Here is a 21,053-nt window from a genome sequence, read left to right as displayed (position 1 = left end):
GCTACAGCTCGAGGCTCGGGTGGAGGTCCTTGATCCTCACCACCCGCTTGGCCGAGCACGCGATCGTGCTCACGAGCAGGCCGCACAGGCCGAAGAGGATGAGGACGAGCGCCGCGCGGACCGCGTGGATGGGCTCGCCGCCGGCGATGAGCGCCCGCAGCCCGCTCACCGCCCACGTCATGGGCAGGTAGGGCGAGATCGCCTGGAAGAACGCGGGCGCCGTCTGCACCGGATACGTGCCGCCGGCCGCGCCCAGCTGGACCATGAGCAGGACGAGGGCCAGCAGGCGGCCCACAGCGCCGAACAGCACGACGCACATCTGGTGGATCGTGTGGAATGACGCCGCGACGATGATCGAGAACAGCAGCGTCCACAGCCACGACGACACCGTGAAGTCGAGGATGAACGCGAGTGTCGCCCACAGGATGAGGACCTGGCCGACGGCGAAGATGAGCGCCGGGACGTATCCGCTCCACGCCACCCGCCAGGAGCTGGCGGTGGAGGCGAGCGCCCGGAACGGGATGGCCTTGATGACCATGTACGTGATCATGCCGCCGATCCACAGCGCCAGCGAGATGAAGAACGGCGCCAGCCCCTCGCCGTAGTAGTTCACGGCGTTCTGGGGCTCGTTCTCCCCGGTCACGGGCAGGGCCACGACGTCGGAGCGGGTCTCACGGTCCGACTTCGAATACGTGGGGATCTGCTCCGCCCCGTCGTGGAGGCCGTCGGCGAGCTGCCCGGAGCCGTCGTCGATCTTCTTCGCGCCGTCGGCCAGCTGGTGTGAGCTGTCGGCGAGGGTATTCGCACCCGAGTCGAGCTTGACCGCCCCGGCGTTGAGCTTGACCGCGCCGTCCGCCAGCTGCTTGGCTCCGCTGGCGGCCTGGCCGGTCGAGTCGTGGAGGGTGTTCGCGCCCTTGTCGAGCTTCACGAGCCCCGTGTGCAGCGTGCCGGCCCCGGTGGCTACCTGCTGCGCGCCGTCGTTGAGCTTGCCGATCTGGCGGTCTGCCTGATCCACCTGCTTGATGAGACGGTCGGCCGATGACTGGGCGTCCTTGCGCAGCTGCTTGCCGTCTTCGAACGCGTCGACGGCGCGCTGGTGGGCGGCGTCGAGGTCGTCGCCCACCGCGTCCGCGCGCTTGACGAGGCGCTGGATATCCGGGTCGTCCGGGTACTTCTGCGCGAGCTTGTCCACATCGTCGCCGATGTCGTCGCGCACGGTGTTGCGCGCATCGTCGAAGTCCTTCGCGGCGCGGTCGATCCTCGGCGCCGTCGCGTCGACGAGGTCGTCGGCGCGCTTGTGGAAGTCCTTCGCCTTGCGCGTCGCGTCATCGGCCTTGTCCTGGAGCTGCGCGGTGCCGTCGGCCACCTGCGAGGCGCCGGACGCCAGCGTCTTCGACCCCGAGCGGGCCTGGCCGGTCGCATCGGCGAGGTCCCCGGCCCCCGCGTCGAGCTTGACGAGCCCGGAGTGCAGCTGGCGGGAGCCGGTGACGGCCTGCCCCGTGCCGTCCACGAGCTCTCCGGTGCCGTCGGCCAGCTGGTCCGCGCCGTCGGCGAGCTTGACGGAGCCCGTGTGCAGCTGGGCCGCCCCGTCGTGCAGCTCGCCAGCGGAGTCGGCGGCCTTGCTGATGTTGTCGAAGATGTTGTTGAAGCCGATGTAGACCTGGTTGACGTACTTGCCCGTCGTCGTCTTGTTGAGGTTCTCGCGGATGACATTGAGGATCTGCGAGGCGGCCTTGCCCACGATGTAGTTGTTCGCATCGTTGGTCTGCATGTTCAGCTGGGCCTGCTCCGGGTCGTCGCCGCCGGTGGAGACCAGGTGCGCGGAGAAGTCCGAGGGCACCGTGAGGATCGCCGCGTACTTCCCGGAGTCCAGGCCCTGCTGGGCCTCCGAGGCGCTCGTGGACTTCCAGGTGAAGCCCGCGCCGTCCTCGCCGGTCATGTTCTCCACGAGCTCATCGCCCGCGTTCACGTGCCCCTCGCTCTTGCCCCCGGTCGCCGAGGGCTGCTCGGCGCCCCGGTCGAGGTTGACGATCGCCGCGTCGAGCTTGTCGAGGTTCCCGGTGGGATCCCAGTTCGAGGCCAGGTACGTGCCGCCGTAGATCGTGGGGATGATGAGCACCACGATGATCGCGAGTCGCGTGAGCGTGCTCCGCTTGAAGCGGGAGAGCTCGAGGAACGGAAGGGAGAACATCTGCACTGCCTTAGGAGCGAGGGCGGAGCCCGAGGTGGACGATTTCGGACGCGGGATCGGCGACGTGGGCGTGGTCGAGGGCGACGCGGTCGGCGAGGACCTCGTCGAGCTCCTCGTGCGTCTCGCACGTGACGATGAGGGTGGGCTGGCCCACCTGTGGGCTCTCGAAGATATTGCGGACCACGAGGAGCGCGAGCCATGCGCACTCGCGGTCCTCGCGGCGGCGCAGCAGGTCGATGTTGTCGAGCGCCAGGACGGGCGACCTCGCCAGCGAGGCGAGGGCGGCGGCGAGCAGGAACTGCTCGAGGTCGGTCAGCTCATCGGCGTACGCGCCGGTGGGGAACGGGCTGGGGTCCGACCCCGCGACGGCGGAATAGGCGCCCTGCACCTCGTGGTAGATCCGCGCGAGCCGCTCAAGCACCTCGTTCACCCGCTTCTTCGACACCCACGGCTTGTACCAGGGCTGGAGCATGATGAGGCGCTCGGCGACGAGCTGGCGCACCCGCAGGTTGTTGTCGAAGTCCGTCAGCCCGCTCACGTGGCCGATCGAGACGAGCCCGCGAACCGTGCGCGCGCTGCGGCGCAGGTCCACCCCGTAGATCTGCGCGGACCCGGCATCGACGCGCATGCGCCCCGCGAGGGCGAGCAGCAGCGAGGTCTTGCCCGACCCCTCGGGACCGGTGATGACGAGCAGGCCGCCCGTGGGCACGTGGGCGCCCACGTCCTCGAACACGGGCCTGCTGCCCTTCATGCCGAGGCCGGAGGCCGCGATCGCGGGCACGTCCGGATCCCAGTCCGCGGCGATCCGCGGTGCGGAGAAGAGTGAGAACAGAGAACCCAAGCAGACCTCCCAGCTCAGAATGGCCAATCGTATCAGCGCCGGCGGCGCCGCTCAGGCGTCTCCGCCGGTCACGGCGTACGCCTCGGTCAGCTCCGCCTCGGCCGCCGCCTCCCGCTCCGCGCGGGCGTCCACGCGGGCCACGAAGCGCCGGCAGCACACGAGCACGACCGCCGCGATGAGCACCGTGGCAGCGCCCAGCAGGTAGGGCATCCCCGCGCCGGCGAGCGCCACCTGGCCGGCCACGAGCGGCGAGAGCGCGCCGCCGAAGAAGCGCACCCCGGAGTAGGTGGCCGAGGCCACGGGGCGGGGCAGCTCGGAGGCCTCCATGACGGTCTCCGTCATCGCGGTGTTGACGATGCCCAGCGGCAGGCCGGCGAGCACGACGCACACGATGAGCGCGGGCATCGAGTGCACCGCGAAGATCATCGCAGCGAGGATCGCCGCGGTGGCCGTGAGCGCTCCGGCGAGCACCTTGAGGTGTCCGAAGCGGCGGGTCAGCCACGGCGAGCCGAGCACCGAGGTGAGCGCCAGGCACATGCCCCAGCCGAAGAAGATGAGGCCCAGCTGGTGCGCGCCGAAGCCCTCGATGCCCGCCTCCTGAGCGGCCGCCTCGAGCGGGAAGGGGGTGTAGGCCAGCAGGGTGAAGAAGCCGAAGTTGTACAGCAGCGCGGCAATCGACAGGGCGAGGATGCCGGGGTGGCCGAGCGCGCGCAGCGTGGCAGACAGGCGCACCCGCTCCGGGCGCGCACCCGCCTCGCCGCGCAGCAGCACCACGATCGCGGCGAAGCCGATCGCCATGAGCGCGGCGGTGCCGAAGAACGGGCCGCGCCAGCTGATGCCGCCCAGCAGGCCGCCCAGCAGCGGGCCGGTCGCGATGCCCACGCCCAGCGCCGCCTCGTAGAGGATGATCGCGCGCTCCGAGCCGCCGGAGGCGGCGCCCACGATCGTCGAGAGGGCGGTGGAGATGAAGAGCGCGTTGCCCAGACCCCAGCCGGCCCGGTAGCCGATCACCTGGCCCACGGAGCCGGAGGCGCCGGCAAGCGCGGCGAAGACGACGATGAGCGCCAGGCCGATGAGCAGCGTGGCCTTCGACCCGATCCGCGAGGAGACGAAGGACGAGAAGAACATCGTGATCGCGGTGATGAAGAGGTAGCTGGTGAACAGCAGCATCGACTGGGCCGGGCTGGCGTGCAGCGAGGCGCTGATCGCCGGAGGATCGGGTCGACGAGGCCGATGCCCATGAACGCGATGACGCAGGCGAATGCGACGGCCCAGACGGCGCGCGGCTGGTGCAGGAGTGACGGGGAGGAGGACGTGGTCAACACCTTCTTCTGAGGGGACGGGCTGCTGTGGGGACTGGTTACTGAGGGGGCGTGCTGCTGCGGGATACGCACCGGGGACGCGGGGCGTCAGCCGGGAGTCAGGGCTGCGGGCAAGTCCGGCATGCCGGGCTGGCCGTCGATGAACGCGCTGAGGATCTCGACGGTGCGGGCGATGGCGCGATGGTCGGCCGCCGTGAGGTCGGCCATCATCGGCTTGAGGTAGTCTGCGGCGATGGCCCGCTCGGCGCTCAGGCGCGCGCGGCCCGCGCCGGCCAGCGTCAGGCGGCTGACGCGCGCATCGTCCGCGTCGTGCCGGCGCTCGACGAGGCCGGCCTCTTCGAGGCGGGAGGCGAGCTTCGTGGCCGCGGGCTGCGAGCTGCCGTAGGCCTTCGCGAGACCGCCGATCGTCACCGATTCGTACTGCTCGATGACGGACAGCGCCCGCCAGACACTCGCTGACTCGCCGGTGCGCGTCTCGCGGCCCAGGCGCCGGATGAGGCGCCCGCCCACCGTCACGAGGTCGGAGCTGAGGTCGTCGAGATTCATATCGACCAGTTATATACCTGGGTTATGTTTTAGCGCAAGCGCGTGCCCCCGCGGCGGGCGCACGTCTCATTCGGCCAGTGTGAGGATGCGCGGACCGTCCTCCGTCACCGCGATCGTGTGCTCCGTGTGCGCGGCCTTCTTGCCGTCGGCCATCCGCAGGGTCCAGCCGTCGCCGTCGACGGCCAGCTCGTCCGTGCCCATTCCCCACCACGGCTCGATGGCGATGGTGAGGCCCGGCTGGATCTTCAGCCCCTTGCCCGCGCGGCCCTGGTTGGGCACGTGGGGCTCGCCGTGCATCGTGCGGCCCAGGCCGTGGCCGCCGAAGTCCGTGTTGATCCGGTAGCCGCGGGACCTGCCCACCGCCCCGATGGCCGCGGAGACGTCTCCCAGCCGGCCGCCCGGAACGGCGGCGGCGATCCCGGCGTCCAGCGCGTCCCGCGTCGAGGCGATGAGGGCGGCGCTCGCATCCGCGTCCGGCACACCTGCGCCCGCCGGGCTGCCGGCGTCCGCCCCGACGACGACGGAGACCGCGGCATCGGCGACCCAGCCGTCGATCGACACGGCGAAGTCCAGGCTGAGCAGGTCGCCGAGGGCCAGCACGTGGGGACGGGGCTTGCCGTGCAGCGCCGCATCGTTGACGGACAGGCAGATGACATTGCGGAACGGCCCGCTGCCGAACGCCGGCGCATAGTCCCAGTAGCAGGACTCGGCCCCGCGCGCCTTCACCATCCGCCGCGCCTCGTGCTCCAGGTCCATGACGTCGACCCCCGGCTCGGCGCGCTCGGCGAGGGTGCGCAGGGTGTGGGCGACGAAGCGGCCGGTCACGGCCATCTTCTCGATCTCGGCGGGGGTCTTCAGCTCGATCATGGCTCCATCCTCGCACCCGGGGCCGCCGGTTCGGGTTTTCCCGACCCGCCCGGCGGGCTGACCACCGTGTGCGCGGGCCCCGCGGGCGCAAGACTGGCAGCATGTTCCGGATCGCCGCCGCCCTGTCCATCGCCACCGCGCTCATTGCGGCCTGCAGCGCGCAGGCGGGTCTGGGTCCCGGTGCGCCCGCCGTGTTCGCCCTCGCGGGGGCCGTGGGCGCACTCGTCATCGTGGCCGTCGCGCGCGGGGCCTCGGCTCCGCCCACCCCCACCGCGCTGTGCGCGGACGGCGCCTGCACGCTCGCAGTGCTCGCCGCCCTTGCGGCGCCGCGGCTCACGGCGCTGGTGACGGCGGGGCCCGCCACGTGGGAGGAGCTGGCGCCCAGCGCGCCCACTACGGTCACTGCGGCGCTGACCGCCATCACCCTCGTGGCCCTGGGCTTCGTCACCGAGCTCAACCGGGGGCTGCGCGCTCACACGGCGCGGCCCGCTGGCCCGGCACGGTCCGCTGGCCCGGCACGGTCCGCCCGCCAGGGGGAATAAGCGCGCGGCGTGCGGTGTCGGACAGGACATGACGACTGAGCACACGGCGCGCATCCCGCGCACGGACATCGAAGTCTTCCGCCTCAACCTGGGCGGCAACGTCTTCGGCTGGACGGCCGACCGCGAGGAGTCCTTCGCGGTCCTCGATGCGTTCGCAGACCGCGGGGGCGACTTCGTCGACACCGCCGATGTCTACTCCGCCTGGGGCGAGGGGCACACGGGCGGCGAATCCGAGGACATCATCGGCCAGTGGTTCGAGCGCACGGGCCGCCGCGACGAGACCGTCATCGCCACGAAGGTGGGCTCGTGGGACCAGCGCCCCGGCCTGAGCCCGGCCAACGTCGCGGCGGCGCTCGACGACTCCCTGCGCCGGCTGCGCACCGACCGCGTCGACCTCTACTATGCCCATCGGGACGACGAAGAGACGAGCGCGGAGGACCTGGCCGCGGGGTTCGACGCCGTGGTCCGCTCGGGCAAGGCCCGCGCGATCGGCATGTCGAACCTGAGCCCCGAGCGCCAGCGCGCGTGGCTCGAGGCCGCGCGCGCCAATGGGCTCGCGGCGCCCGTGGCGATCCAGCCGCAGCACAGCCTCGTCCACCGCGCCGCCGTGGAGGGCACGCCGGGCCATCCCGAAGACGGCTACGGCGCGCTGGCTCGTGAGTACGACCTCGCGGTCTTCCCCTACTTCGCGCTGGCCGCGGGCTTCCTCACCGGGAAGTACCGCTCCGCCGCCGACGTGGGCTCCGGGGCGCGATCCGCCGCGGTGGGCGGCTATGCCACGCCCGCCGGCTTCGCCGTCGTCGACGAACTCCTGGCGGTCGCCGCCGAGGTGGGCGCACCGCCCGCCTCGGTCGCTATCGCATGGCTGCTGGCCAAGGGGGCGACGGCGCCCATCGCCTCCGCTCGCACCGTCGAGCAGCTCGATCCGCTCTTCGCCGCCGTGGACCTCGCGCTGGATGCGGAGCAGGTGGCGCGGCTCGACCGCGCCTCCGCGCCGTACCTGCGCGAATGAGATGCCGCGCACCTGAGATGCCGCGCAATCCGAGGTGCTGCGTGCCTCAGGGGCTGAGTGCCTGAGCGGCTCAGCGTCGGCCGGCGCGCACCTCGCGGACAAGGGCCATGGCGGCAAGCGCCGAGCCGAAGACCGGGATGAACACCGCCGCCGCGAGGGTGAGCGCGCCGCGGCTGGAACCAGGCACCGCGCTGCGGCGCACGCGCCGGAGCACAGCCAGCGCACAGCCGATCCCGGCGAGCCAGACACAGAGCACAGCGACCTCGAGCGCCGTCACCTCGAACATGATCGGCAGGGTACCGAACACCGCTGTGAGACGACGTTTGCCCTTGTGCCTGTCGATGTGGCCGGTGTAACGTGCGCCTCAGTGTTCCGGGGACGGTGAGATTCCGTACCGGCGGTGATAGCCCGCGACCCGGTCAGCGCAGCAGAACCCTGCTGAGCCGGCCGGCTGACTCGGTGAGATTCCGAGGCCGACAGTGAAAGTCTGGATGGGAGGAACAGGCGCCGTCGGCGTCCGCACCCACACGCGGGTGGGCGGGCCCGTCCCGGCGCCCAGCAGCCGCACGGCGGCGCACTTCCATCTCCCGGCAGGATCGGGAGGTGGGAAATGGCGCTCGACCGGGCGGCTTCGTGCTGTGCGGCACCGCTTGCCGCGGCCGCCGCGCACTTCAGCCGAGCCGAGCGCGCCGCCATGGACCGTGCGCTCGGGGCCGCCGCCCGCGGGGTGCGCGGTGCGAACCCGCTGGTGGGAGCCGCCGTCCTCGCCCCCGACGGCCGGGTGGCCGTGGGCCGCCACGCGGGGGCCGGCACCGCCCACGCGGAGGTCGTCGCGCTCGCAGCGGCCCGCGCCCGCGGCTTCGACCTCTCCGCGGCCACCCTCCTCGTCACCCTCGAGCCCTGCGCCCACACCGGCCGCACCGGCCCCTGTGCGCAGGCGATCCTGGACGCCGGCATCCGCCGCGTCGTCTGCGCCGCTCCGGATCCCACCGCGCTGGCCGGCGGGGGCGCTCAGCGGCTGCGCGCGGCCGGCGCCGAGGTGCGCACCGGCCTGCGGGCCCAGGAGGCCCGCGCGCTCAACGCACGCTGGTTCGCCGCCCGCGCGGCCGGCCGCCCCTTCGTCACCGCGAAGATCGCCCAGTCCCTCGATGGCCGCGTCGCGGCGGCGGACGGTACGAGCCGGTGGATCACGGGCCCCGAATCCCGCGCCGCCGGCCACGCCATCCGGGCGCGGGCAGATGCGATCGCGGTGGGCACCGGAACCGCCCTGGCCGACAACCCGCGGCTGAGCGCGCGCACCCCGGACGGCGCGCCCGCCGCGCACCAGCCGGTGCCCGTGCTCATCGGCCACCGCGCCCCGGCCCCCGACTCCCACCTGGCCGACAGCGCACGGCTCCTGCGCTATCCGAGCCGCGACCTGGCCGCCGTGCTCGCAGACCTGGATTCCCGCGGAATCGGCCACCTCCTCGTCGAGGGCGGGCCGCGGCTCATCAGCGCATTCCTGCGCGCGGGCCTCGTCGACGAGCTGGCCGTCTTCACCGCCCCGGTCCTGCTGGGCGCGGGCACACCTGCCCTCGCGGACCTCGGCATCGCCACCCTGAGCGGGGCCCAGCGGTGGACCCCCGACCCCACCGGCGAGCGCCTCGGCGCCCCCGAGCGACTGGGTGCGGACACGCTCGTACGGCTGCAGCCGAGCCCGCCGGACCCTCCACGGCACAACCACAGCACAGCACCCCACCACGGAGAGGACTGACATGTTCACCGGAATCATCGAGGAGCTGGGCCGGGTGAGCGCCATCGAGCCCATCCCCGGCGCGGATGCCGCCCGCCTGCGGATCGCGGCGGGCGCGGTGCTTGACGGGCTGCCCGCCGGCGGCTCGCTGGCCGTCAACGGGGTCTGCCTCACCGCCGTGCCGGATACCGGCGACGGATTCGCAGCCGACGTCATGGGCGAGACGCTCGCGCGCACGTCGCTCGGCGCCCTGTCCCCCGGCGACCCCGTCAACCTGGAGCGGTGCATGCCCGCCGGCGGCCGATTCGACGGCCACGTCGTCCAGGGCCACGTCGACGCCACGGGCACGATCGCGGCCGTTGAGGACCTGGGCGGCTGGACGCGCGTGCGCATCGCCACGCCGGCCGAGCTGGCGCCGCTCATCGCGGAGAAGGGCTCGATCGCCGTGGACGGCACGAGCCTGACGATCACCGCGGTCAGCGAGCCGGGGGCCGAGCGCGCCTGGTTCGAAGTGGGCCTCATCCCCGCCACCCTGGAGCGCACCGTCCTGGGCCTCGCCGCCCCCGGCCGGAGGGTCAACCTCGAGGCCGACGTGTTCGCCAAGTACGCCGCGCGGCTCGCCGCGTTCGCCCCCGCTCCCGCACCCGCCCAGCAGATCGGAGCCCCAGCATGACCCGCAGCCTCGCCGCCATCGACGCGGCCATCGCCCAGCTCGCAGCCGGCAGACCCGTCATCGTCGTCGACGATGAGGACCGGGAGAACGAGGGCGATCTCATCATGCCCGCCGAGCACGCCGATGCCGCGTGGATGGGGTTCATGGTCCGCCACACCTCCGGTGTGGTGTGCGCCCCCATGACGCCCGAGCGCGCCGCCCAGCTGCGCCTGCCGGCCATGGTCCAGCGCAACGAGGACCCCAAGGGCACCGCCTACACGGTCAGCTGCGATGCCGCCGTCGGCACCACGACGGGCATCAGCGCCGCCGACCGCGCCCGCACGGCCGCCGTGCTCGCCGATCCCGCAGCCGGGCCCGGTGCGCTCTCGCGCCCCGGCCACGTGTTCCCGCTCATCGCCCGCCCCGGTGGGGTGCGCGAGCGCGCCGGGCACACCGAGGCCGGCGTCGAGCTCGCCCGCCTGGCCGGCTGCGCGCCCGTGGCCGTCATCGCCGAGCTCGTCCACGACGACGGGTCGATGATGCGCCTGCCCGCGCTCCTGGCCTTCGGGGCCGCCCACGGGCTGCTCACGGTCTCCATCGCCGACCTCGCCGCGTGGCTCGACACCGGCGGCGCCCAGGTGCGCCAGGCTGCGGAGGCGGGTCGCGCGGCGGCCCTGGTCGACGCTCCCGTGCCCGAGGTGCGCGTGCCCGAGGTGCGCGTGGGCGAGGCCGTGCGCCTGCCCACCGCGCACGGCGAGTTCCGCGCGCGGGCCTGCTCGGAACCCGCGACCGGCACCGAGCACCTGGTGCTCGAGGCACCGGGCGCCTCGGGCGCCGCTGGAGCACAGGGCGCCTCGGGGACCGCGCCCCTCGTGCGGGTGCACTCGGAGTGCCTGACCGGCGACGTGCTCGGCTCGCGGCGGTGCGACTGCGGTGAGCAGCTCGATGCCGCACTCGCCCGCCTGGGACGCGAGGGCGGCTGCCTCGTCTACCTGCGCGGGCACGAGGGGCGCGGGATCGGCCTGGCCAACAAGCTGCGCGCCTACCGCCTGCAGGAGGAGGGCCTCGACACCGTCGACGCGAACACCGCCCTGGGGCTGCCCGCCGATGCCCGCGACTACGCGGCGGCCGCGGGCATCCTCCGCCTGCTCGGGATCGCGCGCGTCCGGCTCCTGACGAACAACCCGGCGAAGGCCCGGGCGCTGGACGCACACGGGATCGAGGTGCTCGCGCGCGTGCCGATCGCCGTGCCGGCGCGGACGGAGAACGCCGTCTACCTCGACGCCAAGCGCACGCGGATGCACCACGACCTGCCGGCGGACGGCCCGCAGGCGCAGACCCCCACGAGCGCAGGGCAGCAGTCCGGCGCAGAGCGAAAGGTGTCCTGATGGCACAGCACGGAGCCCCCGACGTCGGCCTCGACCCGGCCGCCCACTCCCGCGTGAGCGTGGGCATCGTCGCCGCCCGCTGGCACACGGAGGTCATGGACGGCCTCGTCGCCGGGGCGCTGCGCGCCTGCGCGGAGGCGGGCATCGAGCCCACGCTCGTGCGCGTGCCCGGCAGCTTCGAGCTGCCCGTGGCCGCGCAGGCCCTCGCGGCGCACCACGACGCGGTCGTGGCGCTGGGCGTGGTGGTGCGGGGCGGCACGCCCCACTTCGACTACGTGTGCCGGGCGGCCGCCGACGGGCTGGGCCGGGTGGCCCTCGATACGCGGACTCCGGTCGGATTCGGCGTGCTGACCTGTGATGACGACGAGCAGGCACTGGCCCGCGCGGGCCTGCCCGGCTCCACTGAGGACAAGGGGTACGAGGCGGCGACGGCGGCGGTGTCGACGGCCGCGGCGCTCCTGGGGCTCGCGGGCCCTGAGGGCAGAGGGTGAGGCCGGTTCACCATTCGGTACCACTCCCCAAAGATACGAGCCCCGCAGCTCGTCACCGGGTGAACCGGCCTCACTGGGTATGACCCTACGGAGCCCAGCTTTGCCGCGGCTGTGGGCGCGGTGGCACGACGGTGCCAATCGGGTGTGCGAACGCTGTGCGGGGCCGCGCGACCGGGGCGCACGCGGCCCCGCCGCGCAGTTCGGCCGCGCAGTTCGGCCGCCGCGCAGTTCAGCCGCGCCGGCGGTTGCCGCCCGCGCAGACGAGCACGATGCCCACGATCGCGATGAGCGCACCCAGGCCGATGCCGAAGACCCCCGTGCCCAGTCCGCCGACGAGGCCCATGACGCCCTTCACCTCGAGCGGCTCGGCGAGCAGATGCTGCTTGCCGTCCGTGCACGCGGCGGTGACCGTGCCATTCGCCGTCGCACGGTACGAACCGCGCGCCTCGAAGCTCTGGCCGTGGCGCGTGGTGGTGTAGGTGCCGGTCTCCCCGCGCTCGAAGCCCGCCCCTTCCGAGTGCGTGAGCGTGCACGCCCGCGCCGCCTCGGCCGCCCGGCCGGCCGCCGCGGGGTCGTACGTTCAGCGGGTGCTGCCGGGGGCGGTGGGCGCCCCGCCGGTGGATCCCGACGGGGCGGGCGGGACCTCGGTGTAGAGGCTCAGCCGGTCCCCGGCCCTGACCTCGACGGCCGTCTGCCCGGTGAATGCGCTGCCGGAGGCCAGCGTGCCGCGCACGATCGAACCGCCGCGCAGGGCGAGCATCAGCCCCAGGCCGCCCAGTGCCACGGCGAGGACGAGCCCGCCCGCCAGCAGCCACATCCCGGTGATGCGCATGCGGCTCCAGCGCCGCGCCCGCGTCGCCCCCATCGTCCCGCTCTCCCGTCCGTCTCCGTCCGCCGGCTCCGTCTGCCGTCGCAGTCCAGGCTAGGGCCCCGGCCGCCCGGGCGGCGGTGAGCGGCGTGCCATGATGGGAACATGACGACAGCGCAGCGGGCCGAGGCGGACTACGCCCGCGTCTGCTTCGCCGCGTCGCGCCAGGTCATCGGCCGCTATTCCACCTCGTTCTCCCTGGCCGTGCGCCTGCTGCCCCCGCGCACCGCGGCCCAGATCGCCGCCCTCTACGCCATGGTCCGGATCGCCGACGAGGTGGTGGACGGGGCCTGGCCCGGGGTCTCGGCGGAGGACAAGCGCGCCGCCCTGGACGCCTACGAGGCGCGCATCGCCGAGGCAGTGCGCACCGGCCACTCGACGGACATGGTCGTCCACGCGTTCGCGCTCACGGCCCGCGGCGCCGGCATCGGCGCGCAGGAGTGGCACCCGTTCTTCGAGTCGATGCGCCAGGACGCCGCCCCCGCCGCCCACGATGAGGCCAGCCTGGCCGCCTACATCCACGGCTCCGCCGAGGTGGTGGGCCTCATGTGCGTGCGGATCTTCACCGCGGACCTCGCGCCCTCCCCACAGGAGAGCGCACAGCTGGACGCGGGCGCGTGCGCGCTGGGCGCGGCCTTCCAGCGGATCAACTTCCTGCGCGACCTGGGCCACGACGGCGGCGAGCTGGGCCGCAGCTATCTGCCGCGAAGCGCCCGCGCCTTCGACGAGGCCGCGAAGGGAGCGGAGATCGCGCAGATCCGCATGCTCCTGGCCCGCGCCGCCCTGGCCTTCCCGCTGCTGCCCGCGCGCGTGCGGCCCGCCGTGCGCTGCGCCCACGCCCTGTTCGCCGAGCTCACCGACGAGCTCGAGCGCACGCCGGCGGACCGTCTGGCCCGCACGCGCGTGCGGGTGTCGAATCCCCGCAAGGTCGCCGTCGCCGCGCGCGCCCTGCGCGGCAGCCGGGGCGAGCGCGGCGCGGAGCGCGCATGAGGGTCATCGTGATCGGCGGCGGCATCGCGGGCCTGGCCTCCGCGGCCCTGCTCGCCGCCGACGGCCACGACGTCACCGTCCTCGAACGGCGCGCCGCGGTGGGCGGGCGCGCCGGTTTCGCCCGCGCGGCCGGCTTCGGCTTCGACACGGGCCCCAGCTGGTACCTCATGCCGGAGGTCTTCGACCGCTTCTTCGCCCGCTTCGGCACCTCGGCCGCCGCCGAGTACGGGCTCGAGGACATCGAGCCCGGCTACCGCGTCTTCGGCGCCGCGGGCACGGGCTCCTCCGGCCCCCTCGACATCTCACCGGCCACGGTGCGCGAGGTCTTCGAGGGCCTCGAGGCCGGGGCGGGGCAGCGCCTGGATGCCTATCTGCGCGAGGCCGACGGGATCTACGACCTCGCGCTCGACCACTTCCTCTACACGAACTTCGCCCGGCCCGGCGCGTTCGCCCGCCGCTCCGTCCTGGCCCGCCTGCCGCAGCTGCCGGGCCTCTTCGGCACGTCGCTGCAGCACAGGGTCGACGCCCGGTTCTCCCACCCGCTGCTGCGCCAGATCCTGGGCTTCCCCGCCGTGTTCCTCGGCACCTCCCCTCAGCGCGCGCCCGCCCTGTTCGCGCTCATGAGCCGCCTCGACCTCATCGACGGCCCGGCCTACCCGCGCGGGGGCATGCGCGCCGTCATCGCCGCCGTGGAGCGGGTGGCGCGGGCGGCGGGCGCGCGCATCGTCACCGGCGCCGAAGCGGTGGCCCTGCCCGCGGGCCGCGGCACAGGCGCGCGCCGGATCGAGCGCGTCGTCGCGCGGGTGTCCGACGGCGCGGGGGGCCGCGAGCGCCTCGCGGAGTTCCCCGCGGACCTCGTGGTGGGCGCCTGCGACCTCCACCACCTGGAGACGCAGGTGATCGACCCGCGCCTGCGGGCCGTCCCGCAGCGGACCTGGGAGCGGCGCGACCCGGGCATCGGGGCGCTCGTCATCATGCTCGGCGTGCGGGGCAGGGTGCCGCAGCTGGCCCATCACACGATGGTGTTCTCCGCGGACTGGGAGGACAACTTCGACCAGATCTTCGGACCGCGGGCGCGGCTGCCGTGGCCCGCCTCGGCGTACGTCTGCGCCCCCTCCCGAACCGACCCCGAGGTCGCCCCCGCCGGCTGCGAGAACCTCTTCGTCCTCGTGCCCGCACCCGCGAACCCCAGCCTGCGCGCCGGCCAGTCCGGCGTGGAGGCGTACGCGGACCGCATCGTCGACGCGCTCGGCCAGCGGATCGGCGCGGCGGACCTGCGGGAGCGGACCCTCACCCGCACCGTCATGGCCCCCGGGGACTTCGAAGGCGCCTACCACGCCTGGTCCGGCTCCGCGCTGGGACCGGCCAACACCCTGTTCCAGAGCGCCTTCTTCCGCGGCGGGGTCCAGCACCCGAAGGCCGCCAACCTGCTGCGCGCCGGCGCGTTCGCAGCCCCCGGCGTGGGCCTGCCCATGTGCCTCATCAGCGCCGACAACCTCGCCGCCCACGTCCGCGGGGATCGGCGATGAGCCTCGCGTACCTGGGCTGCCTGCTGGCCTCGCTGGCCGGCATGGCGATCCTCGACTGGCGCTTCCGCCTCTTCTGGTTCGCCTGCCCCCGCCGCGCGGCCGCGGTCCACGGCGCCGGGGTGGCCGTGTTCATCGCGTGGGACCTCGTCTGCATCGCCGCGGGCGCCTTCTCCCGCGGGCCCAGCCCCTACCTGAGCGGGATCATGCTGGCCCCGGAGTTCACGCTCGAGGAGGTCTTCTTCCTCGTCTTCCTGTGCTGGCTGGCGATGAACGCCTACGCGGGGGCCAAGCGCGCGGGCGCCCGGCTCCACGGTGCCGGGGGCGGGCCGCGGACATGACGTACGGGCTCATCAACCTCGCGTTTCTGCTGCCGGCCGCCGCGCTGGTGACCGCCGCGCTGCGGGCGGGCGCGCTGCGCTGGCGGGCGGCGGCCGCGGCCGCGGCGCTGCTCGTGGCGCTCACCATCGTCTTCGACAACCTCATGATCGCCGTCGGCCTCATGGTCTACGCGGATGCGCATGCCAGCGGGCTGCGCATCGGCCTCATGCCCCTGGAGGACCTCGCCTACACGGTGCTCGCCGCCGCGGCCCTGCCCGCGCTGTGGGAGCTGCTGGGCCGCCGGGAGCGGAGGCGGCGGTGCTGAGCGAGCTGCTGCGCGCCTCGCGCCCGGTGTCCTGGATCAACACCGCCTTCCCCTTCGGAGCCGCCTACCTGCTGGCCGGGGGCGGGCCCGACGCCGCGTTCTGGGTGGGCTGCCTGTTCTTCCTCGTCCCCTACAACCTGGCGATGTACGGGATCAACGACGTCTTCGACTACGAGTCGGACATGCGCAATCCGCGCAAGGGCGGCATCGAGGGACACATCCTGGCACCCGCCCACCACACCGCGATCCTGTGGGCCGCGCTGCTGAGCTGCCTGCCGTTCGTGCTGTTCTTCCTGGTGGTGGGCTCGTGGACGAGCACCGGCGTCCTGGCGCTCAGCCTCTTCGCCGTCGCGGCCTACAGCGTCAAGGGCCTGCGCTTCAAGGAGATCCCCGTGCTGGACTCCCTCACGAGCTCCACGCACTTCTCCTCCCCCGCCTGGTTCGCGCTCGCCCTGCTGGGCGCCTGGCCCAGCCGCGCGGGCTGGCTGGTGCTCGCGGCGTTCTTCGCCTGGGGCGTGGCAAGCCAGGCGTTCGGCGCGGTCCAGGACATCGTGCCGGACCGCCAGGCCGGCATCGCCTCGATCGCCACGGTGCTCGGCGCCCGCCCCACCGTACTCGCGGCGGTGGCGCTCTACGCCGCGGCCGGGGCCCTCGTGGCCTGCGCCGGCTGGCCGACCTGCCTGGGCGGCCTCCTCGCACTGCCCTACATCGCCAACACAGCGCGGTTCGCGCGCCTGACGGACGCGCAGTCCGGCCGGGCGCACCCCGGCTGGTCCGCGTTCATCTGGCTCAACTACGCCGCCGGCTTCTGCGCCACGCTGCTCATCATCTGGTCGCTCATGCGCTGAGCGCCGGGCCCGTCCCTGCGAACCCAAGGAGTTCCCGTGCCGCACATCCACATCGCCGCCCTGGGCGGCACCATCGCCTCGACCGGCCACGGCGCCGCGGCCGGGGTCCGCCCGCAGGTGGGCGCCGAGGAGATCGCGGCCGCAGCGGCGCTGCCCACCCTGGCGCAGGCCCCGCGGGTCACGTTCGAGCAGATCGCCCAGGTCAGCTCGGGTGAGATCCGCCTCGAGGACCTCGAGGAGACCGTCCGCGCGGCCCGGCGGGCAGCGGCGCAGGGCGCGCGGGCCGTGGTTCTCACCCAGGGCACAGACACGATCGAGGAGACCGCGTTCGCCCTCGCGCTGCTCAACGACTCCGGAATCCCCATCGTCGTCACCGGCGCCATGCGCGGGCCCGAGCAGCCCGGCGCCGACGGCCCCGCCAATGTGCGCGCCGCCGTCATCGCCGGCCTCGACGAGCGCCTCGCCGACAGCCCCGCCCTCGTCGTGTTCAACGACGAGGTCCACGACCCGCTCTGGGTGCGCAAGGCGCACACGAGCTCCCCGGCGGCGTTCACCTCCGGCCCGGCCGCCGGCCCCGTGGGCTGGCTGAGCGAGGACGCGCTCGTGCTCGCCCACCTGCCCGCGCCGGCGGCCCGCCGCTTCGCAGTCTCCGAGCGGCCCGCAGCCGAGGCGCCCGCCGGGACCACCGGCCTGCCCCGGGTGCTGCTCGTCGAGGCGGGGGTGGGCGAGGACTTCGCGATCGCCCCGGCGCTCCCCGACGCCGGCTACGCGGGCGCGGTCATCGCCGGCGTGGGCGGCGGGCACGTGCGCGCCGAGGCCGCCGAGCGCCTGGGGCAGCTCGCGGCCACGATGCCCGTGGTGCTCGCCTCGCGCACCGGCAGCGGCCGCGTGCTCGAGCGCACGTACGGGTATCCCGGCGGTGACATCGACCTCATCGCCAGGGGCCTCATCCCGGCCGGGCGGCTGGATGCGCGCAAGGCCCGCATCGTCCTCATCCTCGCGCTCGGCGCCGGCGCCGATCCCGCCGAGGCGCTGGGGGCCTTCGGCTAGTCGTCCGCGCCCAGCCACGGGCGCAGGAGCGCGGCGGCCTCCCGCTGCTCGGCGGGGGTCATCGCCCACTCCGGGGGCGGCGCCCAGTGCGTCCACTCCTCGTCGAAGGCCCAGTGGCCCGCCGCGTACTGGGCGAGCGCGAGGTCTGCGTGCGCGCAGATGGTGCGCACGGCCTCGGGGTCGTACATGCCGCCGGCCAGCGCCCCGGCCAGCTCGTCCTCGTCCTTGAGGCGGGGCTCCTCGCCGGGGTGGATGACGATGTCGAGGATGTGATCGGCCGTGTAGAGGTCCGCGCCCGCGCGGACGTGGAGCTGTTCGAGGTTGATGTACCAGGCCGCGTGCTCCCCGCCCGGGGCGCGGAAGACCCATACGGAGAACGGCAGCCCCGCCGGCACGATCCGCAGCACGCCCCGCCCGTGCCACCGGCCGGGAAGCTGGACGCGGGCGGGCTCACGGCCCGGCGGCAGGAAGCGATCGGCGTCCGGGACATCGTGCGGGTTGACCTTCTCAAAGCCCGCGATCCGCGACTCCGCGGTGGGCGTCTCGCCCGCCAGCCACAGCACGGCGCCGCGCTCGTCATCGCGCACGACGCGGGTGGGCTGGACGACCTCCGTGCCGTGCGCGGCGAAGTCGTGGCGCCGGAAGTGCCAGCGCACCCGCTCACCGGGCGCCCAGTGCGGCCCCGCGCCCACGGGCCGGGTCCCCGCGGGGACCCGCAGGGCGAACGGGTCGTGGATGCTCACTCGCCGGCCGCCAGCTGGGCCCACTCGAGCACGAGCCACGGGCTGAACGCGAACGGCGCGGCCTCGAGTGCCCGGGTGAGCGCCGCGGGCTCCAGCCACGCGAAGTCCATGACCTCCTCGGCGCGGGCGCGCACGTCGCCGTCGAGGCGGGCGGTGAAGACGGGGCAGACCTCGTTCTCCACCGTGCCCGAGGCGTCGATGGCGCGGTAGCGGAAGTCCGGGAGCACCTCGGTGATCTCCGTGACGAGGCAGCCCAGCTCGTCCGCGCAGCGCCTCACGATCGCGGCGGCGAAGTCCTCCCCGGGGCCGGGGTGGCCGCACACGGAGTTCGTCCACACCCCCGGCCACGTCCTCTTCGCCAGCGCCCGGCGGGTGAGCAGCACGCGGCCCGCGCCGTCGTGAATGAAGCAGGAGAACGCCAGGTGCAGCGGCGTGTCCGCGCCGTGCACCGTGGCCTTGGGCGCGGTGCCCACCGGGGCACCCGCATCGTCCAACAGGACCACGAGCTCAGTGGCATCCTCAGGGGCATCCGGCGTCTCATCCATGTCCCCGAGCCTAGCGCCGGGCACGGACGCGGCACCGCCCGCGGACCCGCGACACTGCGCTGGAGGCAGACACTACGCTGGGGGCATGAGCGCTCACCCCTTCTCCCAGGTCGACGTCTTCGCCTCCGGGCCCATCAGCGGCAATCCCGTGGCCGTCGTGCACGCCGCCCAGGACGTGCCGGATGACCGGATGGCGTCCTTCGCCCGCTGGACGAACCTGTCGGAGACGACGTTCCTGCTGCCGCCCGCGCACCCGGAGGCCGACTACCGCCTGCGGATCTTCACCCCCGGCGCGGAGATCCCGTTCGCCGGGCACCCCACGCTGGGCTCGGCGCACGCGTGGCTGGCCGCCGGCGGCGAGCCGCGCGAGCCCGGGCGCCTGCGCCAGGAGTGCGGCCTGGGCCTCATCGACCTGCGGATCGGCGCGGACGCCACGATCGCCTTCGCGGCCCCGGAGTTCGTGCGCACGGGCGAACCGGAGCTCATCGACCTCCACGGGGCGCTCGCCGCGCTGGGCATCGGTGAGGAGCGCCTCTTCGCCGCGAACTGGATCGACAACGGCCCGGGCTGGCTGGGCCTCCACCTCGACTCCGCCCAGACGGTGCTGGGCCTCGAGCCGGACTTCGCGGCCCTGGGCGACCTCAAGGTGGGCGTGCTGGGCGCGCACCCCGCCGGCGGTCCGGCCGACGTGGAGGTGCGCGCCTTCTGCCCCGCCTACGGGGTGCCCGAGGACCCGGTCACCGGCAGCCTGAATGCGGGCTTCGCGCGCTGGCTCATCCCCGCGGGCGACCTGCCGGAGGACTACACGGCCGCCCAGGGCACCGCGCTCGCCCGCGCGGGCCGGGTGAGCGTGACGAGTGCGGACGGCGAGATCTGGGTGGGCGGGGCCACCGCCTCGACGATCACGGGCACCGTCGAGCTGTGAGCGCCGTGCGCGTCCTCGTCACGGGCTTCGAGCCGTTCGGCGGGGAGGCGGACAACCCCACCGTGGCCGCGCTCGCGGCTCTGGCTGCCGCGGCGCCGGCCCACCCCGGCATCGCGGTCACGACGCGCGTGCTGCCGGTCGACTTCGCGCGCGCATCCGAGGCGCTCGAGGCCGCCGTGCGCGCCGCGGACCCGGCCGCCGTGATCGCCCTGGGGCTCGCGGCCGGGCGGCGCGAGGTCACGCCCGAGCGGGCCGCGATCAACATCGCCGATGCGCGGATCGCCGATAACGCGGGCGCCCAGCCCATCGACGAGCCCCTGGAGCCGGGCGGGCCGGCGGGCGCCTTCGCCACGCTGCCCATCAAGGCCATCACCGCCGACCTGCGCGCCGCGCACATCCCGGCGGCGGTGTCCCAGACGGCCGGGACCTACGTGTGCAACGCCGTGTTCTACCGGCTCATGCGGGTGTGCCAGGACCTCGGGGCGCGCGGCGGGCGCGCTCCCGCCGCCGGCTTCGTCCACGTCCCGCACACCCGCGACATGGACCAGGAGCGCATCGCCGCGGCGGTGCTGCGCTGCGTGCTCACGACGGCCGCCCACGTGCGCTCCGGGCGGCCCGATCTGCGTGCGGCCGGCGGCGCGGAGGCGTAGCAGCGGCGGCAGAGGAGCGCTGGCGGGCGCTCAGCCCAGCCGCACGGTGCTCGTGAGCGCGGTGAGGCTGGGCGCCGGGGGCGTCGAGCCGAACCCGAATGCGGGGTCCGACGCCACCGGGCGCAGCGCTCCGAGGTCCGCACCCTCCCACGCGGCCCGGCTGGCGGCGAGCGCGTGGAGGTCCGAGGCGGCGTACCACTCCGTGCGCCCCGCGCCGGCTGTGCCGTAGGTCCGCACCCCGGGCACCACCCGGCGGGCCAGCGGATCGACCGCCCGGCAGAAGGCGGCGGTGCGGGCCAGCGGGGGCGGCACGGCGCGCAGCAGCGCCCCGAGCGCGGTGCGCCGGCCCACCTCGAAGTCCCACGCGAGCACCGGCGCCCCGCCCTCGGGGCCGCCCGCGCGCACCCGCCAGCCGGACCCCGCGCCCGTGCCGGTCCGGTGCACCGCCACGGGCACGATCCGCACCTCGTCGAACGCATAGGTGGCGGCGACGAACTCAGCCACCCGCTCAGCGGGGGCCAGCAGCACGCGGCGGCCATCGGGCAGGGCGGCCATGACATCGGCGAACGGCCCCCAGGGCGTGCGGGTCCAGCAGCCGAGGACCAGCCGGGTCCCGCCGGCGGTGCCCGCCCCCGCGATGTGGCCCGTGAAGCGCAGCCGGGTGCGATCGGCTGCCAC

At 74.4% G+C, this 21,053-nt stretch carries 24 protein-coding genes, 1 pseudogene and 1 riboswitch; of the genes and pseudogenes, 14 read left to right on the top strand and 11 right to left on the bottom strand.

Annotated elements, in window-relative coordinates; genetic code table 11:
- Position 1: 1 nt before the first annotated feature.
- The 5 genes and pseudogenes from GSY69_RS05280 to map form a co-directional block, all read right to left on the bottom strand.
- Positions 2-2,191, bottom strand: a complete 2,190-nt coding sequence (locus GSY69_RS05280; protein ID WP_160952831.1) for a YhgE/Pip domain-containing protein — start codon at positions 2,189-2,191, stop codon at positions 2-4.
- A gap of 10 nt (positions 2,192-2,201) precedes the next feature.
- A complete protein-coding gene (locus GSY69_RS05275; protein ID WP_160952830.1) occupies positions 2,202-3,032 on the bottom strand; it encodes an ABC transporter ATP-binding protein in 831 nt (276 codons plus the stop codon).
- Between the two features lie 51 nt (positions 3,033-3,083).
- A pseudogene (locus tag GSY69_RS05270) lies at positions 3,084-4,273 on the bottom strand (MFS transporter).
- A 168-nt stretch (positions 4,274-4,441) separates the two neighbouring features.
- Positions 4,442-4,900: a MarR family winged helix-turn-helix transcriptional regulator gene (locus GSY69_RS05265; RefSeq protein WP_160952829.1), complete on the bottom strand. Its 459-nt coding sequence runs from the start codon at positions 4,898-4,900 to the stop codon at positions 4,442-4,444.
- Positions 4,901-4,966: 66 nt separating this feature from the next.
- The gene (map, locus tag GSY69_RS05260) at positions 4,967-5,767 is read right to left on the bottom strand and encodes a type I methionyl aminopeptidase (RefSeq protein ID WP_160952828.1); all 801 of its coding nucleotides are present in this window, start codon (positions 5,765-5,767) and stop codon (positions 4,967-4,969) included.
- A gap of 101 nt (positions 5,768-5,868) precedes the next feature.
- Here map and GSY69_RS05255 point away from each other — a divergent pair, with 101 nt between their 5' ends.
- Together GSY69_RS05255 and GSY69_RS05250 are read left to right on the top strand one after the other, a co-directional pair.
- Complete coding sequence (locus GSY69_RS05255; RefSeq protein WP_160952827.1) at positions 5,869-6,309, top strand: hypothetical protein; 441 nt, start codon at positions 5,869-5,871, stop codon at positions 6,307-6,309.
- Between the two features lie 28 nt (positions 6,310-6,337).
- Positions 6,338-7,321, top strand: a complete 984-nt coding sequence (locus GSY69_RS05250; RefSeq protein WP_160952826.1) for an aldo/keto reductase — start codon at positions 6,338-6,340, stop codon at positions 7,319-7,321.
- 70 nt (positions 7,322-7,391) lie between these two features.
- Here GSY69_RS05250 and GSY69_RS05245 read toward each other — a convergent pair whose 3' ends face one another.
- Positions 7,392-7,607 carry a hypothetical protein gene (locus tag GSY69_RS05245; RefSeq protein ID WP_160952825.1) on the bottom strand — a complete coding sequence of 72 codons (216 nt, stop codon included), beginning with the start codon at positions 7,605-7,607 and terminating at the stop codon, positions 7,392-7,394.
- Positions 7,608-7,685: 78 nt separating this feature from the next.
- Positions 7,686-7,828, top strand: a riboswitch (FMN riboswitch).
- A 103-nt stretch (positions 7,829-7,931) separates the two neighbouring features.
- Here GSY69_RS05245 and ribD point away from each other — a divergent pair.
- Genes ribD through ribH form a run of 4 tightly spaced genes read left to right on the top strand, consistent with a single transcriptional unit; the run spans position 7,932 to position 11,584 of the window.
- The gene (ribD, locus tag GSY69_RS05240) at positions 7,932-9,074 is read left to right on the top strand and encodes a bifunctional diaminohydroxyphosphoribosylaminopyrimidine deaminase/5-amino-6-(5-phosphoribosylamino)uracil reductase RibD (RefSeq protein WP_160952824.1); all 1,143 of its coding nucleotides are present in this window, start codon (positions 7,932-7,934) and stop codon (positions 9,072-9,074) included.
- 1 nt (position 9,075) lies between these two features.
- Entirely contained in the window at positions 9,076-9,726 is a 651-nt protein-coding gene (locus GSY69_RS05235; protein WP_160952823.1) for a riboflavin synthase, read from the top strand.
- Positions 9,723-11,093 (top strand): 3,4-dihydroxy-2-butanone-4-phosphate synthase, encoded by a 1,371-nt coding sequence (gene ribB, locus GSY69_RS05230; protein WP_160952822.1) that lies wholly within the window; start codon positions 9,723-9,725, stop codon positions 11,091-11,093. The genes GSY69_RS05235 and ribB overlap by 4 nt, the downstream gene beginning before the upstream one ends.
- Positions 11,093-11,584 carry a 6,7-dimethyl-8-ribityllumazine synthase gene (gene ribH, locus GSY69_RS05225; RefSeq protein ID WP_160952821.1) on the top strand — a complete coding sequence of 164 codons (492 nt, stop codon included), beginning with the start codon at positions 11,093-11,095 and terminating at the stop codon, positions 11,582-11,584. Before ribB ends, ribH begins: the two co-directional genes overlap by 1 nt.
- Positions 11,585-11,813: 229 nt before the next feature.
- On the opposite strand, the gene GSY69_RS14920 is transcribed toward ribH, so the two are convergent.
- Complete coding sequence (locus tag GSY69_RS14920; RefSeq protein WP_268892164.1) at positions 11,814-11,939, bottom strand: hypothetical protein; 126 nt, start codon at positions 11,937-11,939, stop codon at positions 11,814-11,816.
- 225 nt (positions 11,940-12,164) lie between these two features.
- Positions 12,165-12,416, bottom strand: a complete 252-nt coding sequence (locus GSY69_RS05220) for a hypothetical protein (protein ID WP_160952820.1) — start codon at positions 12,414-12,416, stop codon at positions 12,165-12,167.
- Between the two features lie 141 nt (positions 12,417-12,557).
- Here GSY69_RS05220 and GSY69_RS05215 point away from each other — a divergent pair, with 141 nt between their 5' ends.
- The 6 genes from GSY69_RS05215 to GSY69_RS05190 are packed head-to-tail and all read left to right on the top strand — an operon-like array spanning position 12,558 to position 17,512.
- Positions 12,558-13,442 carry a phytoene/squalene synthase family protein gene (locus tag GSY69_RS05215; protein ID WP_160952819.1) on the top strand — a complete coding sequence of 295 codons (885 nt, stop codon included), beginning with the start codon at positions 12,558-12,560 and terminating at the stop codon, positions 13,440-13,442.
- Positions 13,439-14,971 (top strand): phytoene desaturase family protein, encoded by a 1,533-nt coding sequence (gene crtI, locus GSY69_RS05210; RefSeq protein ID WP_160952818.1) that lies wholly within the window; start codon positions 13,439-13,441, stop codon positions 14,969-14,971. Before GSY69_RS05215 ends, crtI begins: the two co-directional genes overlap by 4 nt.
- The gene (locus GSY69_RS05205) at positions 14,968-15,309 is read left to right on the top strand and encodes a lycopene cyclase domain-containing protein (RefSeq protein WP_160952817.1); all 342 of its coding nucleotides are present in this window, start codon (positions 14,968-14,970) and stop codon (positions 15,307-15,309) included. The genes crtI and GSY69_RS05205 overlap by 4 nt, the downstream gene beginning before the upstream one ends.
- Positions 15,306-15,614 carry a lycopene cyclase domain-containing protein gene (locus tag GSY69_RS05200; RefSeq protein WP_160952816.1) on the top strand — a complete coding sequence of 103 codons (309 nt, stop codon included), beginning with the start codon at positions 15,306-15,308 and terminating at the stop codon, positions 15,612-15,614. Before GSY69_RS05205 ends, GSY69_RS05200 begins: the two co-directional genes overlap by 4 nt.
- Positions 15,608-16,462: a prenyltransferase gene (locus tag GSY69_RS05195; protein ID WP_326956690.1), complete on the top strand. Its 855-nt coding sequence runs from the start codon at positions 15,608-15,610 to the stop codon at positions 16,460-16,462. Before GSY69_RS05200 ends, GSY69_RS05195 begins: the two co-directional genes overlap by 7 nt.
- A 36-nt stretch (positions 16,463-16,498) precedes the next feature.
- Positions 16,499-17,512: an asparaginase domain-containing protein gene (locus tag GSY69_RS05190; protein ID WP_328698773.1), complete on the top strand. Its 1,014-nt coding sequence runs from the start codon at positions 16,499-16,501 to the stop codon at positions 17,510-17,512.
- Here the strand turns inward: GSY69_RS05190 and GSY69_RS05185 are convergent.
- Both GSY69_RS05185 and idi read right to left on the bottom strand, forming a co-directional pair.
- Positions 17,509-18,255: a DUF402 domain-containing protein gene (locus GSY69_RS05185; RefSeq protein WP_328698772.1), complete on the bottom strand. Its 747-nt coding sequence runs from the start codon at positions 18,253-18,255 to the stop codon at positions 17,509-17,511. The two genes, GSY69_RS05190 and GSY69_RS05185, sit on opposite strands and share 4 nt — an antisense overlap.
- Positions 18,252-18,800: an isopentenyl-diphosphate Delta-isomerase gene (gene idi, locus GSY69_RS05180; RefSeq protein ID WP_160952815.1), complete on the bottom strand. Its 549-nt coding sequence runs from the start codon at positions 18,798-18,800 to the stop codon at positions 18,252-18,254. The genes GSY69_RS05185 and idi overlap by 4 nt, the downstream gene beginning before the upstream one ends.
- A gap of 85 nt (positions 18,801-18,885) precedes the next feature.
- On the opposite strand from idi, the gene GSY69_RS05175 reads away from it, so the two are divergent.
- Together GSY69_RS05175 and GSY69_RS05170 are read left to right on the top strand one after the other, a co-directional pair.
- Positions 18,886-19,725, top strand: coding sequence for a PhzF family phenazine biosynthesis protein (locus tag GSY69_RS05175; RefSeq protein WP_160952814.1), 840 nt, complete (start codon positions 18,886-18,888; stop codon positions 19,723-19,725).
- A complete protein-coding gene (locus GSY69_RS05170; protein ID WP_328698771.1) occupies positions 19,722-20,375 on the top strand; it encodes a pyroglutamyl-peptidase I family protein in 654 nt (217 codons plus the stop codon). Before GSY69_RS05175 ends, GSY69_RS05170 begins: the two co-directional genes overlap by 4 nt.
- A gap of 30 nt (positions 20,376-20,405) precedes the next feature.
- Here GSY69_RS05170 and GSY69_RS05165 read toward each other — a convergent pair whose 3' ends face one another.
- Positions 20,406-21,053: a hypothetical protein gene (locus GSY69_RS05165; RefSeq protein ID WP_160952813.1), complete on the bottom strand. Its 648-nt coding sequence runs from the start codon at positions 21,051-21,053 to the stop codon at positions 20,406-20,408.

The organism is Brevibacterium rongguiense (genome assembly GCF_009857845.1).
Taxonomy (GTDB): Bacteria; Actinomycetota; Actinomycetes; order Actinomycetales; family Brevibacteriaceae; genus Brevibacterium; species Brevibacterium rongguiense.
The sequence above is the reverse complement of the archived record's forward strand: the minus strand, read 5'-3'. Positions and strand labels throughout refer to the sequence as shown.

Coding starts and splice junctions, on each gene's coding strand:
- GSY69_RS05280 (WP_160952831.1), bottom strand. CDS start 2,191: ATGTTCTCCCTTCCGTTCCTCGAGCTCTCCCGCTTCAAGCGGAGCACG.
- GSY69_RS05265 (WP_160952829.1), bottom strand. CDS start 4,900: ATGAATCTCGACGACCTCAGCTCCGACCTCGTGACGGTGGGCGGGCGC.
- map (WP_160952828.1), bottom strand. CDS start 5,767: ATGATCGAGCTGAAGACCCCCGCCGAGATCGAGAAGATGGCCGTGACC.
- GSY69_RS05255 (WP_160952827.1), top strand. CDS start 5,869: ATGTTCCGGATCGCCGCCGCCCTGTCCATCGCCACCGCGCTCATTGCG.
- GSY69_RS05250 (WP_160952826.1), top strand. CDS start 6,338: ATGACGACTGAGCACACGGCGCGCATCCCGCGCACGGACATCGAAGTC.
- GSY69_RS05245 (WP_160952825.1), bottom strand. CDS start 7,607: ATGTTCGAGGTGACGGCGCTCGAGGTCGCTGTGCTCTGTGTCTGGCTC.
- ribD (WP_160952824.1), top strand. CDS start 7,932: ATGGCGCTCGACCGGGCGGCTTCGTGCTGTGCGGCACCGCTTGCCGCG.
- GSY69_RS05235 (WP_160952823.1), top strand. CDS start 9,076: ATGTTCACCGGAATCATCGAGGAGCTGGGCCGGGTGAGCGCCATCGAG.
- ribB (WP_160952822.1), top strand. CDS start 9,723: ATGACCCGCAGCCTCGCCGCCATCGACGCGGCCATCGCCCAGCTCGCA.
- ribH (WP_160952821.1), top strand. CDS start 11,093: ATGGCACAGCACGGAGCCCCCGACGTCGGCCTCGACCCGGCCGCCCAC.
- GSY69_RS05220 (WP_160952820.1), bottom strand. CDS start 12,416: ATGCGCATCACCGGGATGTGGCTGCTGGCGGGCGGGCTCGTCCTCGCC.
- GSY69_RS05215 (WP_160952819.1), top strand. CDS start 12,558: ATGACGACAGCGCAGCGGGCCGAGGCGGACTACGCCCGCGTCTGCTTC.
- crtI (WP_160952818.1), top strand. CDS start 13,439: ATGAGGGTCATCGTGATCGGCGGCGGCATCGCGGGCCTGGCCTCCGCG.
- GSY69_RS05205 (WP_160952817.1), top strand. CDS start 14,968: ATGAGCCTCGCGTACCTGGGCTGCCTGCTGGCCTCGCTGGCCGGCATG.
- GSY69_RS05200 (WP_160952816.1), top strand. CDS start 15,306: ATGACGTACGGGCTCATCAACCTCGCGTTTCTGCTGCCGGCCGCCGCG.
- idi (WP_160952815.1), bottom strand. CDS start 18,800: ATGGATGAGACGCCGGATGCCCCTGAGGATGCCACTGAGCTCGTGGTC.
- GSY69_RS05175 (WP_160952814.1), top strand. CDS start 18,886: ATGAGCGCTCACCCCTTCTCCCAGGTCGACGTCTTCGCCTCCGGGCCC.